General features: G+C 64.5%; 14 protein-coding genes and 1 pseudogene. 7 read left to right on the top strand and 8 right to left on the bottom strand.

Annotation, left to right across the window (positions count from 1 at the left end; all coding sequences use genetic code 11):
• Positions 1-395: pyruvate kinase (locus QWY80_RS14500; protein ID WP_290232865.1), on the bottom strand; the 395-nt coding region annotated here is incomplete at its 3' end.
• Between the two features lie 359 nt (positions 396-754).
• Between QWY80_RS14500 and gap the strand changes: the two genes are divergently transcribed.
• Positions 755-1,759 (top strand): type I glyceraldehyde-3-phosphate dehydrogenase, encoded by a 1,005-nt coding sequence (gap, locus tag QWY80_RS14495; protein WP_290232862.1) that lies wholly within the window; start codon positions 755-757, stop codon positions 1,757-1,759.
• A gap of 93 nt (positions 1,760-1,852) precedes the next feature.
• On the opposite strand, the gene QWY80_RS14490 is transcribed toward gap, so the two are convergent.
• Together QWY80_RS14490 and QWY80_RS14485 are read right to left on the bottom strand one after the other, a co-directional pair.
• Entirely contained in the window at positions 1,853-3,007 is a 1,155-nt protein-coding gene (locus tag QWY80_RS14490; protein WP_290232859.1) for a ZIP family metal transporter, read from the bottom strand.
• A 31-nt stretch (positions 3,008-3,038) separates the two neighbouring features.
• Positions 3,039-4,139: a multicopper oxidase domain-containing protein gene (locus QWY80_RS14485; protein ID WP_290232856.1), complete on the bottom strand. Its 1,101-nt coding sequence runs from the start codon at positions 4,137-4,139 to the stop codon at positions 3,039-3,041.
• Between the two features lie 193 nt (positions 4,140-4,332).
• Between QWY80_RS14485 and mntR the strand changes: the two genes are divergently transcribed.
• From mntR to QWY80_RS14470, 3 genes and pseudogenes are all read left to right on the top strand, one after another.
• Entirely contained in the window at positions 4,333-4,785 is a 453-nt protein-coding gene (gene mntR, locus QWY80_RS14480; protein ID WP_290232854.1) for a manganese-binding transcriptional regulator MntR, read from the top strand.
• A gap of 22 nt (positions 4,786-4,807) precedes the next feature.
• Positions 4,808-4,924 (top strand): annotated as a pseudogene (locus QWY80_RS14475) (erythrose-4-phosphate dehydrogenase); the annotation flags it as partial.
• Between the two features lie 118 nt (positions 4,925-5,042).
• Complete coding sequence (locus QWY80_RS14470; protein WP_290232851.1) at positions 5,043-5,786, top strand: sulfite exporter TauE/SafE family protein; 744 nt, start codon at positions 5,043-5,045, stop codon at positions 5,784-5,786.
• 59 nt (positions 5,787-5,845) lie between these two features.
• Here the strand turns inward: QWY80_RS14470 and QWY80_RS14465 are convergent, their stop codons facing one another.
• The 5 genes from QWY80_RS14465 to QWY80_RS14445 all read right to left on the bottom strand — a co-directional run bounded on the left by QWY80_RS14465 (position 5,846) and on the right by QWY80_RS14445 (position 11,431).
• Entirely contained in the window at positions 5,846-6,886 is a 1,041-nt protein-coding gene (locus tag QWY80_RS14465; RefSeq protein ID WP_290232849.1) for an ABC transporter permease, read from the bottom strand.
• Between the two features lie 34 nt (positions 6,887-6,920).
• Positions 6,921-8,471: a sugar ABC transporter ATP-binding protein gene (locus QWY80_RS14460; RefSeq protein WP_290232846.1), complete on the bottom strand. Its 1,551-nt coding sequence runs from the start codon at positions 8,469-8,471 to the stop codon at positions 6,921-6,923.
• 54 nt (positions 8,472-8,525) lie between these two features.
• Positions 8,526-9,443, bottom strand: coding sequence for a sugar ABC transporter substrate-binding protein (locus tag QWY80_RS14455; protein WP_290232842.1), 918 nt, complete (start codon positions 9,441-9,443; stop codon positions 8,526-8,528).
• Between the two features lie 268 nt (positions 9,444-9,711).
• Positions 9,712-10,515 (bottom strand): 5-deoxy-glucuronate isomerase, encoded by an 804-nt coding sequence (gene iolB, locus QWY80_RS14450; RefSeq protein WP_290232840.1) that lies wholly within the window; start codon positions 10,513-10,515, stop codon positions 9,712-9,714.
• A 49-nt stretch (positions 10,516-10,564) separates the two neighbouring features.
• The gene (locus tag QWY80_RS14445) at positions 10,565-11,431 is read right to left on the bottom strand and encodes a MurR/RpiR family transcriptional regulator (RefSeq protein WP_290232837.1); all 867 of its coding nucleotides are present in this window, start codon (positions 11,429-11,431) and stop codon (positions 10,565-10,567) included.
• Between the two features lie 401 nt (positions 11,432-11,832).
• On the opposite strand from QWY80_RS14445, the gene QWY80_RS14440 reads away from it, so the two are divergent.
• The 3 genes from QWY80_RS14440 to QWY80_RS14430 all read left to right on the top strand — a co-directional run.
• Positions 11,833-12,660 (top strand): TIM barrel protein, encoded by an 828-nt coding sequence (locus QWY80_RS14440; protein ID WP_290232834.1) that lies wholly within the window; start codon positions 11,833-11,835, stop codon positions 12,658-12,660.
• Positions 12,661-12,688: 28 nt separating this feature from the next.
• The gene (locus QWY80_RS14435; protein ID WP_290232832.1) at positions 12,689-13,591 is read left to right on the top strand and encodes a sugar phosphate isomerase/epimerase family protein; all 903 of its coding nucleotides are present in this window, start codon (positions 12,689-12,691) and stop codon (positions 13,589-13,591) included.
• A 15-nt stretch (positions 13,592-13,606) separates the two neighbouring features.
• Positions 13,607-14,568: Gfo/Idh/MocA family protein (locus QWY80_RS14430; protein WP_290232830.1), on the top strand; the 962-nt coding region annotated here is incomplete at its 3' end.

Genomic DNA, 14,568 nt, shown 5'->3' with positions numbered 1-14,568 from the left:
AACCGGTCGCCGGGGGCGACGTCGTCGGCCAGGGTCTTGTAGTCGCAGCCCACGCGCTCCACCGTGCCGGCCTCGCCATCGAGCGCCATATCGAGGATGAAGGGCGCCCCCTCGTCGAGCTCCACGGCGCCGTCGCGGAAGCGGGCGATGCGGATCTTGGGCCCCTGGAGGTCGCCGAGGGCGGCGACGCTCCTGCCCAGGCGCTCGGCGATCTCGCGCACCTGCGCGAGGCGGCGGCGGTGGTCGTCCGCGCTGCCGTGGGAGAAGTTGAGGCGCACCACGTCGACGCCGGCGTCGATCATGGCCTCGAGCACGCCCTCGCGGTCGCTGGCCGGGCCCAGGGTGGCGACGATCTTGGTGCGGCGGATGGGGGTGTGGAGCGGCTGGGTCGACATGCGGTGTGCCTCCTTCGGGAAATGGGTTGTTGTCAGACTACAAGAATACCCCTTGCAAGGTAAGTTTACTACATCGCATTCGCCGGACACTTGCCGGACCGAACCTCGCCGAAAACCTTTGCAGCCTTATATTCTCCTAGGGTTTCAGCGCGTATTGATGCCCGGCTCGTGACAAGATGTCGGGGCGTTATGTTGTAAAGTTACTAAAAAATCCTTGAGTCCGTGATCGGTTTGCGTCACATTGTGGTCCCATACCATGAGCCGCGGGCCACCAAGCCGGTTCCCACGAGACGCGCCGGATCTCTGCCAGCGGGCTCTACCGAGACACCCCTACAAGATGCCACTGGAGGAGAGAGGACATGACGCTCAAGATAGCCATCAACGGGTTCGGACGCATCGGTCGCAACGTGCTGCGTGTCCTGTACGAGAACGGCTACCGTGACCGCGTGCAGGTCGTGGCCATCAACGACCTGGGCGATCCGTCCCTCAACGCCCACCTGCTGCGTCACGACACCGTGCATGGCCACTTCCCCTTCAAGGTGGAGCATGACGAGGAGAGCATGACCGTGGATGGCCAGCGCATCGCCATCCTCTCCGAGCGTGACCCGGCCGCCCTGCCGTGGAAGTCGCTGGGCGTCGACCTGGTGATGGAGTGCACCGGCCTGTTCACCAAGCGCGAGGCCGCGGCCAAGCACATCGAGGCCGGCGCCGGCCGGGTGCTGATCTCCGCGCCCAGCCCCGACGCCGACGCCACCGTGGTCTACGGGGTCAACGAGGACGTGCTGACCGTCGACCATCGCGTGGTCTCCAACGCCTCTTGCACCACCAACTGCCTGGCGCCGGTGGCCAAGGCGCTCAACGACAGCGTGGGCATCGAGAACGGCCTGATGACCACGGTGCACGCCTACACCAACGACCAGAACCTCTCCGACGTCTATCACAAGGATCCCTACCGGGCGCGCAGCGCGACCCACTCCATGATCCCCACCAAGACCGGCGCCGCCGCCGCGGTGGGCCTGGTGCTGCCGGAGCTCGACGGCAAGTTCGACGGCCTGGCCGTGCGCGTGCCGGTGATCAACGTCTCCCTGGTGGACCTGGTGTTCACCGCCGGTCGCGAGACCACCAAGGAGGAGATCAACGAGATCGTCGCCAAGGCGGCGGAGGCCTCCCCGGTGCTGGCGGTCAACGCCCAGCCGCTGGTCTCCATCGACTTCAACCACGACGCCCACTCCTCGACCTTCGACGCCAACCACACCCGCGTGAACGGTCGCCTGGTCAAGATCATGGCCTGGTACGACAACGAGTGGGGTTTCTCCAACCGCATGCTGGACACCGCCCTGGCCATGCACGCCACCAGCCGCTGAGCTTGACCCCCAGGCCAGGGTGGCCTGAGATCACACGCCGGGACGGGAGACCGTCCCGGCGTTTGCGTGTGCGGGCCTGCCCCAGGGCCCTGGTCAGACCTGAACCAACAGAGCCGTGGCGTACATTGCCATGGCCCCCGCGCCGACACCGGACAGCGCGACTCCCGAGAACCATGGCCGTCCCGCGCCGCGTGCGCTGCGGACCAACAGCGTGCCGACCTCGATGATGACCTGGAGGATAGCCCCCGTCCCCACGGCGAATGCCATGGCGGCCCAGTAGGGCGAGAACGCATAGCTGCCGACCCATATCCCGACCACGGCGGGCAGCCCGGCAAGGGCCGCCAGGGCGGCGAACACCCACAGCGGTGGCCGCCGCTTGAGCATGGGGGCCACGATGCCGATACCTTCCGTCAGGTTATGCAGGGTGAAGCCGAGGACCAGAAACGAGCCGAGTGCCACCGAGCCGGTGGCGAACGCAGAGCCGATCGCCAGGCCTTCGCCCAGGTTATGCAGGCCGATCCCGAGGGCGATCGCGGTCGCGAGACTCACCCCAGCAAGCGTCTTTCCTTGACGCCGCCCCACTCCCATCAGCACCGCGAATGTCAAGGCGGTGACAAGCCATACCGAGATTTCCCCCTGGAAGCCGGGCGCGGCTTCCCCTGCCAATGCCAAGGCCTCGTCAAGGGTGTCGACCAGCAGGTAGGCCAGGAGGCCGGTCGTCAGGGCGAGAGCGAACTGGAAAGCCCGCGTCCCCCCCGCGCGCAGGGCCGGATAGAACAACATGCCAAGTGTCACCGGCACAACGCCGACGAATAATCCGACCATGCCGAAGGTGCGCAGCGTGCCGGCGTCGGGGGTGGGCGTGGCAACGGCAACCTCGATGGTGTGATCGAAGGTGATGCCGCTTGGGGTCAACAGGGTCAAGTGATGGGTCTCGCCCTCCACCCATGGATAGGGGATCCGTATCCAGGCCGTTTCCATGCGTTCCAGCGCCCCCGGCGGAGTTTGCATGAAAGCCCAATAGGCGCCGTCGACCTGTACCTGGGCAATCTTCATCGGTTCCGATCCGCCGGCACGCACCCGAAGCGCGATACCGTTCTCGTCGAGCAGGGTGCGCTCGACCGTGAGTTCCTCGATGGGGGGGACGGCGCCGGTCAAGGAACGCAAGGGATCGCTGGCCAGGAAGGCCACCATGACGGCGACGATCAAGAGAATCGGTAGCACGATCCAGAGCACGGTGCGTTTCATCGGGCTAGCCTCCCGAGGCCTGCTGCGGCCATCATGCCTCCCGGACATCGAACAGACTCATCCAACCCAGCTCGGCGAATTCCGACTGATGGGCGTGGAACATGTAAAACCCGGGCTCGTGATCGGAGAAGGAAACTTCCAGGATCCCGCGCTGGGCCTGGCACTGCATGACGGTGTCGACCGTCCGTAGCGTCGGGGTGAGCGTGGTGCCGTGGTCGTAGTAGTCGAAGAAATTCGCATGCAGGTGTAGCGAGTTGACCGGGTCGAACTCCGTGACGTTGATCAGGTAGAGCCGCAGTGGACGATCCCGGTTTACCGGGATGGGCCGCTTGAAATAGGCGTGAGCGATCGAGTTGACCGCGTAAATCTCATTCTCCTCATCGAAGTTCGTGTCGAAGCCGTTCATCACCAGCACGAACTCCTGCCAGCGCGCATTCTCCGACGAGCCAAGCAGGCGCGAACGCGCGGCCTCGGCCTGCTCCGGGTGACGGTCCGGGTCCGGGTCGACGATGAAGGCACCGTACAATCCCTTGTGGATGTGTCGCTTGAGTGGGATCGAATGGCAGTGGTAGAGATGGCAGCCGAACGGGAAGGCATCGAACTCGTAGACGAACACGCCGCCCGGAGGCACGTCCCCGGCCCCTGGCACGCCATCCATGCGTGCCGGGTGGATCCCGTGGAAATGCATGGAGTGCGTGTGACTGCCGCCGTTGACAAAGCGTATGCGGATACGATCCCCCTCGGTGGCTCGCAGGGTCGGGCCCGGGACGCGGCCGTTGTAGGTCCAGGCGGGAAAGAACATGCCCGGGGCGATCTCGATCTCCTTGTCCCTGGCGGTGATGTCGAATTCGCGGAGAACCTGTCCGTTCGAGAGGCGAGAGACCGTCCCGCTTTCCCAATCGGTCAGGATCTCGTGGGGATCGAAGCCGTTGCGGGCATTGTCCACCTCTCCCACGGTGATCATGCCGTCATGGGTATCGTGCGCCCCTGTCGGGGCGACCTGGGCGGTATTCGGCGTGGTCGGTATCGACCCTTGGCCCATTACCAGGCGTATCACCGATGATCCGCCGATCAGCGCACCCGCCCTGAGCAGTAGCCGCCGTGTCATGGGGTACTTGAACCAGGATCGCATCTTCCGGCTCCGAGGGTGCAGGATGAGCCTGCCAGGGGGATAGCCGATAGCAGACTCGGTCATGGGTATGTGGCTATACAATACAGCATAGGCTATATCTCGAGTTTCTGTGGCACTTCGCTCGTGCAGGCACGCCATCCGCCTGGCACGGTTATGTTATGGTGAGATGCACGATATCGAGGTAGGAACGGCGATGACCAAGTCGGACGTGGGCGCCGGTACCGTGTTGCCGGATGCGGATCAGCAAGCGGTCAATTTCAAGTGGGTGCGGGAAGCCCACCAGAGCGAGGTGGCCGAGGATTACGTTGAGCTCATCGCCGATCTGATCAACACCACGGGGGAGGCGCGCGCGGTCGACATTGCGCAACGGCTGGGGGTGGCTCATGCCACGGCAGTAAAGACCATTGCTCGACTACAGCGGGAGGGGCTCGTTACCAGCCAGCCTTACCGGTCGGTCTTCCTGACGGAGAAGGGACAGGAACTGGCGGCGCGCTCGAAACGCCGCCACGAAACCGTGGTGAACTTCCTGTGTGCCATCGGCATCAGCGAGAAGACCGCACAACGCGATGCCGAAGGCATTGAACATCACGTCAGCGACGAGACACTGGCGGCCTTCGAACGCGTGATCCAAGCCAAGAAACGCTGAGCGTTCCTCTCCGACGTCTATCACCCGCGTGAACGGTCGGCTGGTCAAGATCATGGCCTGGTACGATAACGAGTGGGGCTTCTCCAACCGCATGCTCGACACCGCCCTGGCCATGCACGCCACCAGCCGCTTAACTTGACCCCCAGGCCAGGGTGGCCTGAGATCACACGCCGGGACGGGAGACCGTCCCGGCGTGTGCGTGTGCGGGCCTGCCCGTGCCGAACCGCCGCCACCCTCTCTTTCTGCAAGGACGCGCCATGTTGCCCGACTACTCCTGGCTCGCCTGGAGCCTGATCGTCGCCTCCACCTACCTGACCGGCGTCTCCAAGGGCGGCTTCGCCGGCGGTTTCGGCGGGCTGTCGGTGCCGCTGATGGCGCTGGCGATCGGCCCCATCGAGGCCGCCGGTCTGCTCTTGCCGCTGCTGCTGGTGATGGACGCCTTCACTGTCAAGGCCTGGTGGGGCCGCCACGACAGCGCCGAACTGCGTCGCCTGCTGCCCGGTCTGGCGCTGGGGGTGGCGGTCGGCACCCTGTTGGCCGGCAGCCTCGACGAGGACGGGGTGCGCCTGTTGCTGGGCGTGCTCTCGCTGCTGTTCGCCGCCTACATGCTGGTGAAGCCGGCCGCCGGGCGACCCATCTCCCACCGCTGGGCGCTGCCCGCGGCGACCGGCTGCGGCTTCACCAGCTTCCTGGCCCACGCCGGGGCCCCGCCGCTCAACCTCTACCTGATCCCCCGGCACCTCGCCAAGGAGACCTTCATCGCCACCAGCGCGCTGGCCTTCGCCGCGGTGAACCTGATCAAGCTGCCGCCCTACCTGTGGCTCGGCGAGATCAATATCACCAGCGCCTGGGGCTCGCTGGCGCTGGTGCCGGTGGCCTGGGCCGGGGTGAAGAGTGGCCTGTGGCTGCAGCACAAGGTCAGCGAGGCGCTCTTCTATCGCCTGGTGATCCTCGCCATGGCCATCGTCGGCGTGCAACTGGTGGTCAAGGCGCTGGGATAATACGACACCACCACGCCCAGGGGGCGTGGCGGTGCTGGCAGGCTAGAGGTTGAGACCTATCAGGCGGTCTTGTTGCGGCGGCGTTGGCGATACTGGTCTACCACCACGGCGGCGACGATGATGGCGCCCTTGACGATGTCCTGGTAGTAGGCATCGACGCCCAGGAAGGTGAAGCCGCTGAGCATCACGCCGAGGATCAGCGCGCCGATCACGGTGCCGGTGACGCGGCCCACGCCGCCGGCCAGGCTGGTGCCGCCGATGACCGCCGCGGCGATGGCGTCGAGCTCGTACATCAGGCCCATGCCCGCCTGGCCGGTGCCGGCACGGGCCGAGGCCACGACGCCCGCCAGGCCGGCCAGCAGGCCGCCGATGGTGTAGACCAGCACCAGATGACGACGCACGTTGATACCGGAGACGCGTGCCGCCTGGGGGTTGGCACCGATGGCGTAGGTGTACTTGCCGTAACGGGTGTACTTCAGGGCGATATGGAAGATCACCGCGACGGCCAGGAAGATGATCACCGGGTTGGCGCCGGAGCCGATCCAGGTGAACTGGTCGGTGAGCATGCTGACAGGCTGACCGTCGGTGTAGGCGCGCGCCACGCCGCGTGCGCTGACCATCATGCCCAGGGTGGCAATGAAGGGCGGGATCACCGCGAAGGAGATCAATGCACCGTTGATCAGACCGCACAGGGCCCCCACCAGCACCCCGGCAATTAGCGGAATGATCCAGGGCATATCGGTCAGTGCCGGATAGACGGCCCGCACGTAGTCGGACTGTTGTGCCAGGCTGGCGGTGACCATGGCCGTCAGGGCGAGTACGGAGCCAGAGGAGAGGTCGATGCCGCCGGTAATGATGATCTGTGTCACGCCGATGGCGATGATGCCGATGATCGACATCTGCAGGATCATGATCAGCAGGCGGCTGGGATTCATCAGGAAGGAGTCGCCGCGCACGATCCAGCCGAGGGCCTCGAACAGCAGGGCGATGCCGACGAGGACGAGGAAGATGCTCACCTCCGTCGGCACCTTGCGCTTGCGCTTGCGAATCACTTCAAGGTGCTGGCCGGTATCCGGCGTCTCGGTAGCGTTGGTAGCCATGTTGGTTCACCTGTGTTGTTGTCGATTGCGGGAATCAGTCCTCGGCGACTGGCGGTTCCACCGGCGAGGAAGCGAGTTCCATGATGCTGACCTGGTTAGCGTCGCCTCGATCGAGGAAGCCGGTGACCTTGCCCTCATGCATCACCATGATGCGGTCGCTCATGCCCAGCACCTCGGGGAGTTCCGAGGAGATCATGATCACCGCCACGCCCTTGGCGGCGAGCTTGGAAATGAGCTTGTGGATCTCGGCCTTGGCGCCGACGTCGATGCCTCGGGTCGGCTCGTCGAGGATCAGGATGCGGGGGTTGGTCATCAGCCAGCGGCCGATCAGTACCTTCTGCTGGTTGCCGCCGGAGAGGTTGCCGATACGCTCATCGAGACTGGGCGTCTTGACTGCCAGTAGTTCCTTCATGCCGTCGCACTCGTGGTCGAGACGTCGCTGCTCGACGAAGGCACTCTTGGTATAGCCGTCACGCAGCACGGCGATCTCCATGTTCTCGAGCACCGAGAGGCCCAGGAACAGGCCGGTCTCCTTGCGATCCTCGGTCAGTAGGGCGAGGCCGCGCAGCATGGCCTGGTGAGGCGAGGAGATCTCCGTCTCCTGGCCGTCGATGGCGATGCTGCCGCTGGTGGCCGGCGTCACGCCGAACAGGGTCTCGGCCACGTTGGTGCGGCCGGATCCTACCAGCCCGGCGATGCCGAGGATCTCGCCGGCGCGTACGTCGAAGCTGACATTCTCGAAGACGTTTTCCAGGGCGAGGTCCTTGACCGAGAGCACCACGTCCCCGATGGGAACCTCCTCCTTGGGAAACATCTGGGTGACTTCGCGCCCCACCATCAACTGGATGATCTTGTCCGAGTTCAACTCCTTGGCGGGGGCGGCGCTGATGAACTGGCCGTCACGGAACACCGAGATGTCGTCGGCGATCTCGAAGACCTCGTCCATCTTGTGGGTGATGTAGATGATGCCCTTACCCTGGGCACGCAGGTCATTGATGATGCGGAACAGGTGTTCCACCTCGCGGTCGGTCAGCGCCGAGGTGGGCTCATCCATGATCAGCACGTCGGAGTCAAAGGAGACCGCCTTGGCGATCTCGATCATCTGGCGCCCGGCCACGGTGAGATGGCGTACCTCGGTCTCGGGATCCATGTCGATGCCCAGGCGCTCGAACAGTGCCTCGGTCATCTGGTTCATCCGTTGGTGATCGACCAGGCCGATGGTGTTGAGCGGTTCGCGACGGATCCAGATGTTCTCGGCGATGGTCATGAAGGGCATCAGGTTGAGTTCCTGATGGATCATGGCGATGCCGGCCTCGAGGGCGTCCAGGGGGCCGTTCAGGGTCAAGGTCTCGCCGTGTAGGCGGACCTCTCCCTGATCGGGGATATAGATGCCAGCGATGATCTTCATCAGGGTGGACTTGCCGGCGCCGTTCTCGCCCATCAGGGCATGCACGGTGCCTGGGCGGACCTTGAGCTGGACGTTGTCCAGTGCCACCACGCCGGGGAAGGTCTTGCGGGCGTTCACGACCTCGAGCAGGTAGTCGGCGATGTCGGGGGTCAGGTCTTCGGCGGTCATCGTAGCCATGGCGGTACTCCTGAGAGCGATTGACGGCCCGCCTCAGGGCGGGCCGACAGCCCTTTAGTCGGCGAGGAAGTCTTCGAGGTTGTCGGGGGTCACCAGCTGGAAGGGGACCATCTTGATGTTCTCGACTTCCTCGCCGTTGATCAGGCCGATGGCCGACTCGACGGCGCCGCCGCCCTGGCCGACCGGGTCCTGGAAGACGCTGACGGCCAGTTCGCCGCGCTGCATGGAGTCCAGGGCGTCGCGGGTCGCGTCGATGCCGCCCACCAGGATGTCGTCGGGCGAGATACCGGACTGCTTCATGGCGATCAGCGTGCCCAGCGCCATCTCGTCGTTGTTGGCGGCGATGGCATCGATCTCCTGACCACCCACGATCCAGTTGTTCATCAGGTCCATGGCCTCGGTGCGCAGGTAGTCGGCCGGCTGCTCCGCAACGATCTGAATATCGGGATACTCGGCGGCGACTTCCTTTACGCCCTCGGTGCGCTGGTGCGTGGCGCCTGAAGAGAGCTCGCCGAGCATGATGGCGACATTGCCCTCACCGCCGAGCATTTCGGCCAGCGCCTTCATCTGCAGGGTGCCCGACAGTTTCTGGTCGGAGCCGACGAAGACCACATGATCGTTATCGAGGTCGCTGCCTTCCGGCTGGCGGTTCACATAGACCAGCGGGATGTCGTTTTCCACGGCGACGTCGGTCATGCTGCCGGTGGCGGCGGTATCGACGGGGTTGATGATGATGGCGTCGACGCCCTGTGCCGCCAAGGACTGGGTCTGGCTCAGCTGGCGCCCGATATCGCCTTGGGCGTCCAGGAACTGGATGTCGTGGCCATTTTCGTCGGCCTCGGCCTGCATGGCGTTGCGCATGGAGGTAAGGAAGTTGTCGTCGAAGTAAGCCACGGAGACGCCGATGGTGGCGGCCATGGCGGAGCTGGAGCAGGTGGCGAAGACGGCGGCACCGAGCAGTAGGCGTTTCATGAACAATCTCCTGGGAGTCGGTCGTTGTGGTTGTTGCCAGCGTGACTGGTGGAACACAGGATCTGTAGCGACCCATGCATGGAATTTAGATTCCATTGGGAGAAAATGCAAAAAGAACGTTCTATACTTTGGTATATATAGAACGTGTATTCCCTTTGCTGGGTGGACGATGCCCACCCTGCCGTTTCGTCGAAACGAAAAAAGCCCCGCCGGTGGCGGGGCGAAGAGACGTCGGGACAGAGAGTCCGACGGGGCGGGTATCAGCCGCTCACTGCTTGACGATCCATTCGTGGTCCGGGTCGTTGGTGAACTTCCAGACCCGCTTGGGGCCGGCCATCACGTTGAGGTAGTAGAGCTCGTAGCCGTGGGGAGCCCCCGCCGGGTGGTAGCCGCGCGGCACCAGCACGCAGCCGCCGTTGTCCACCGCCATGGACTCGTCCAGGGAGCGGTCGTCGGTGTAGACCCGCTGGAAGGCGAAACCCTGGGAGGGGTTCAGGCGGTGGTAGTAGGTCTCTTCGAGGATGGACTCGTTGGGTAGGTCATCCACGTCGTGCTTGTGGGGCGGGTAGCTGGACCAGTTGCCCGGCGGCGTGAACACCTCCACCACCAGCAGGCTGTCGGCCGGCTCGGTCTCGGGCAGGATGTCCTGGATATGGCGGGTGTTGGTGCCGCTGCCGCGGGTACTGCGCTTGACCCGGTCGGGACCGATCAGGCGCGGCTCGTGGTTGCCGAAGCCCGGGGCGCTACACACCGCGAGTTCCAGGTCGGTGGTGGCCTCCACGGCGTAGCTCACCCCGTCGGGCAGGTAGACGGCGTAGGGCGGCACTTTCTCGAAGACGTCCATGCGCTCGCCGATGTCCTCCCAGCGGTGCTCGCCGCAGCTGACGGTGGCGCGGCCAGAGACCAGCACCAGGCAGTGCTCGCGGCCGCCGGTGTTGGCCTCGATGCGTTGCCCTTTGGCCAGCTTGTGGACGCGGAAGCCGACGTGCTCCCACCCGGCGGACTCGGGGGTGACGTCGAGGACGGTGCCCTGCGCGTCGGGCTGGTGGGGGCGTACCAGTAGTGAACTCATGGATCGCTCCTGTCGTTGCAATGGTTGGATTTCAAGGGTCGGGCCAGAATCAGGCGCGTTCGGCGCCACCGTCGTCTTCGGTCTTGCGATCCTTCGCCTTGTCCTGGCGTACGCCCAGGGCGATGGCCAGGGTCTGGGTCAGGCAGAGCGACGCGGTCAGGCCGCGGAAGCTCTTGACCTCCGCCTCGTGCACCACCAGCGTGACGTCGGCCAGGCGTGCCAGCGGGCTGAGACTGGAATCGGTGATCACCACCAGCGGGATACCGCGCCGGCGGGCCTCGTCCGCCACGTCCCGGGATTCCTGGGCGTAGGGCGAGAAGCTCACCACCAGCAGGGCATCCCCGGAACCAATGGCCTTGACCTGCTCGCCATACATCCCGCCCAGGCCGTTGACCAGGAAGGCGCGCTTGTCGATGTGGTGCAGCGCATAGGTCATGTAGCTGGCCACCACGAAGCTGCGGCGTGCCCCCATCACATGGATCGCCCGGGCGTCTTCGAAGATATCCAGGACGCGTTCAAGATGACGCGGGTCGATGCGGCTGGGAAGCTGGTCCAGTACCTCTCGGTTGGCCTCGGCGAATTCCCACAGCAACTGGGTGCTGTCGGGTGTCTCGCCGGTGGCGGTGCGCACTGCGTGGATGCGCTCGTTGTAGTTGGGCAACTCGTCGACCAGTCGCGCACGAAACAGCTGCTGCATCTCCGAGAAGCCGGAGAAGCCGAAGCTGTTGGCGAAGCGGATCAGCGTCGAGGGCGTGACGCCGGCCTGCTCGGCGAGCTTGGCGACGGTAGCGAAGGCCACTTCCTGGGGATGGTCAAGCAGGAAGCGGGCCGTCTGTTGGAGGCGCCGACTCAGCGACGGATAGTCCGCCGTGATGCGTGCCTCCAGTGCTGTGAAATCCTGGGGGGTCTGGCTCATGGTCTTCGCCTCGCTGATGAGTGCTCGAGGATAGGTGTCATCCGTTACCCCCAAGGCTAGCCGAAAGGGAATAAAAATTCCATTTGAACGTTAGTCTAGAATGTTGGTTAGAACAAGGTAAGGGTGGAAAGGGTGGGTTAAGAGGCGGACAAGGGTGCTGCTTTGGTCGAAGAGGTGTGTCGCAGTCCATGGCGGAAATAGATCGCATCCTGTTGATTTTAAGATAAAAGTCGGGGAGGTGGTGGAGTGGTCCGGGTGGGGATGGAATATTCTGTTTGTTGATTGGTTGGAATATGTATTCTAGCCTTCCTCTCAACCTCGATGAAGGTAGCGTTATGCCGCACGGATGACGTGGCCCGTCGGTGGGCACGATGACGACACAATGATGACTGGAGGCCGCCATGGCACAGCAAGCCCCGAAGTTTTCCCTCAATCATATGGTCTGCCCGCGTTGGACCCCGGCGCAGCTGATCGAGACCGCCGCCGAGATGGGTGTCGGTGCCGTGGAGCTGCGCAACGACGTGGGCGAGAACAGCATCCTCGACCTCGAGGCGGCAAGCGCCGCCGGCCACCGTGCCAAGGAACTGGGCATCGAGGTGCTCAGCATCAATGCCCTCTATCCCTTCAACATCTGGAACGAGGAGCGCGCGGCCAAGGCACAGGAGCTGGCCCGTCTGGTCGATGCCGCCGGCGGGCGCGGCCTGGTGCTCTGTCCGCTGGTGGATGCCGACCATTCCGCTAGTGCCGAAACAAGGCGTACCGGCCTCGAGCAGGCGCTGACCGAGCTGGATGCCATCCTGGGACGTTATGGCCTGCAGGGCTTCGTCGAGCCCCTGGGCTTCCCGATCTCCTCGCTGCGCACCAAGGCCGAGGCCGTCGAAGCGATTCGGTCACTGGGCCTGGAATCACGCTTCGGCCTGGTCCACGACACCTTCCACCATCAGGGCGCTGGCGAGTCTGCCTTCTTTGCCGACATGACAGGCCTGGTGCATATCTCGGGTCTCGAGGATCCGGATATCGGCTTCGAGGAGATGCTGGATGCCCATCGTTTCCTGGTGGGTGAGCGCGATCGCCTCGATAACGTCGGGCAACTGCGCCGTCTGCTGGCCGACGGCTACGACGGCTATGTCTCCTTCGAACCCTTCGCCGAGCCGGTCCACGCCCTGGCGGATCCGGTCGCCGCCCTGCGCGAGAGCATGGACTTCGTCCGGATCGGTCTCGCGCGCTGATTCATCAACCAACCGGAGGCTCCTGATCATGAAGATCGCCCTCGACCCCTTCATGCACCGTCACGTGCCCCTCGATGACCTGCCCCGGCTCGCCGCCGACCTGGGCTACGAGTACATCGAGCTCTCCCCGCGCGCCGACTTCCTCGACTGGTTCGTGCATCCGCGGGTCTATCCGCAGCGCCTGCAGTCCTTCAAGAGGTCGCTCCGCGACCACGGCGTCCAGCTCTCTTCCCTGCTGCCCATGTATCGCTGGGCGAGTCCCCACGAGGACGAGCGCCAGGCCGCGGTGAAGTACTGGAAGAAGGCCATCGAGATCGCCGTGGAACTGGGCGTCGACACCATGAACTCCGAGATGGGGCGTGGCCCGCACCCCGAGCGGGGCAGCTGCTCCAGCTGCTGCCAGGGCGGGGCGACCACCGAGTCCAGCGAGGCCTCCTGGTGGCGCTCCATGGAGGAACTGGTGCCGATCTTCGAGCGTGAGGGGATCCAGCTCAATATCGAGCCGCATCCGGATGACTTCGTCGAGACCCTGCACCCGGCGGTGGACATGATCCGCACCGTCAACTCCGACAACGTCAAGTTCCTCTACTGCGCGCCGCACACCTTCCATTTCGGCGACGACATGGAGCAGATGATCCGTGACTGTGCCCCGGTGCTGGCCCACGTCCACGTGGCGGACACCTTCAATCACAAGGCGTCCTCCGGGCTGCGCTACATCATCAACCCGCCGGGTTCCACCGCCCGGGTTCACCAGCACCTCAACATCGGCGAGGGCGAGGTCGACTGGGATCTCTTCTTCAAGACCCTGGCCGACGTGGGCTTCGACGGCATCATGACCGCCTGCGTGTTCGCCTGGGAGGAGAAAGCCGAGGAGTCCTCGCGTTTCATGCGCAACGAGATCCAGCATTACGTCGACAAGTACTGGAAATAATCAGGGGAGAACATCATGACAGTCAGAATCGGAGTCATCGGTACGGGGATGATCGGCGAAGAGCACGCCCGTCGCATCACCCAGCAACTCACCGGCGGCGAGATCGTCGCCGTCACCGACGTCAACCTGGACCAGGCCCGAGCCGTGGTCGATCGCCTGGGACTCGAGGCCCGCGTCTTCGATGACGGCCAGTCGCTGATCCAGGCTGATGACGTGGATGCCGTGCTGGTCACCTCCTGGGGGCCCACCCACGAGGAGTATGTGCTGGCGGCCATCGCCGCCGGCAAGGCCGTGTTCTGCGAGAAGCCCTTGGCGACCACTGCCGAGGGCTGCCGCAATATCATCGATGCCGAGATCGAGGCCGGCAAGCGCCTGGTTCAGGTCGGTTTCATGCGTCGCTTTGATCGCGGCTACCGGATGATGAAGGAGGCCATCGAGGGCGACCGGCTGGGCGAACCGCTGATCATCCATGCCGCCCACCGCAACCCGGAGGTGCCGGAACGCTACGTCACCCCCATGGCCATCCACGACACCCTGATCCACGAGCTGGATACCTTCCGCTGGCTGCTGGACGACGACTACAAGAGCGCCCAGGTGCTCTTCCCGCGCAAGACGCGTCACGCTCACAGCAAGGTCGAGGATCCTCAGATCGTGCTGCTGGAGACCGTCAAGGGCGTGCGTATCGACGTCGAGGTATTCGTCAACTGCCGGTACGGCTACGACATCCAGTGCGATGTGGTCGGCGAGGAGGGCATCGCCCGCCTGCCCGAGCCCCAGAGCCTGCAGTTCCGTCAGGCGGGGCAACTCTCCAACGAGATCCTCCAGGATTGGAAGAAACGTTTCAGTGAGGCGTTCGACGTGGAGCTCCAGTCGTTCATCGACGGGGCGGCCGCCGGCGAGATCGGCGGACCCTCCTCCTGGGACGGCTATGCCGCGGCCATCGCCGGCGATGTCTGCGTCAAGGCCCAGCAGAGCGG

This window comes from Halomonas ramblicola, from assembly GCF_030409215.1.
GTDB classification, from domain to species: Bacteria; Pseudomonadota; Gammaproteobacteria; order Pseudomonadales; family Halomonadaceae; genus Halomonas; species Halomonas ramblicola.
This window is presented reverse-complemented; position numbering and strand designations above follow the sequence as displayed.

Coding starts and splice junctions, on each gene's coding strand:
- gap (WP_290232862.1), top strand. CDS start 755: ATGACGCTCAAGATAGCCATCAACGGGTTCGGACGCATCGGTCGCAAC.
- QWY80_RS14490 (WP_290232859.1), bottom strand. CDS start 3,007: ATGAAACGCACCGTGCTCTGGATCGTGCTACCGATTCTCTTGATCGTC.
- QWY80_RS14485 (WP_290232856.1), bottom strand. CDS start 4,139: ATGCGATCCTGGTTCAAGTACCCCATGACACGGCGGCTACTGCTCAGG.
- mntR (WP_290232854.1), top strand. CDS start 4,333: ATGACCAAGTCGGACGTGGGCGCCGGTACCGTGTTGCCGGATGCGGAT.
- QWY80_RS14470 (WP_290232851.1), top strand. CDS start 5,043: ATGTTGCCCGACTACTCCTGGCTCGCCTGGAGCCTGATCGTCGCCTCC.
- QWY80_RS14465 (WP_290232849.1), bottom strand. CDS start 6,886: ATGGCTACCAACGCTACCGAGACGCCGGATACCGGCCAGCACCTTGAA.
- QWY80_RS14460 (WP_290232846.1), bottom strand. CDS start 8,471: ATGGCTACGATGACCGCCGAAGACCTGACCCCCGACATCGCCGACTAC.
- QWY80_RS14455 (WP_290232842.1), bottom strand. CDS start 9,443: ATGAAACGCCTACTGCTCGGTGCCGCCGTCTTCGCCACCTGCTCCAGC.
- iolB (WP_290232840.1), bottom strand. CDS start 10,515: ATGAGTTCACTACTGGTACGCCCCCACCAGCCCGACGCGCAGGGCACC.
- QWY80_RS14445 (WP_290232837.1), bottom strand. CDS start 11,431: ATGAGCCAGACCCCCCAGGATTTCACAGCACTGGAGGCACGCATCACG.
- QWY80_RS14440 (WP_290232834.1), top strand. CDS start 11,833: ATGGCACAGCAAGCCCCGAAGTTTTCCCTCAATCATATGGTCTGCCCG.
- QWY80_RS14435 (WP_290232832.1), top strand. CDS start 12,689: ATGAAGATCGCCCTCGACCCCTTCATGCACCGTCACGTGCCCCTCGAT.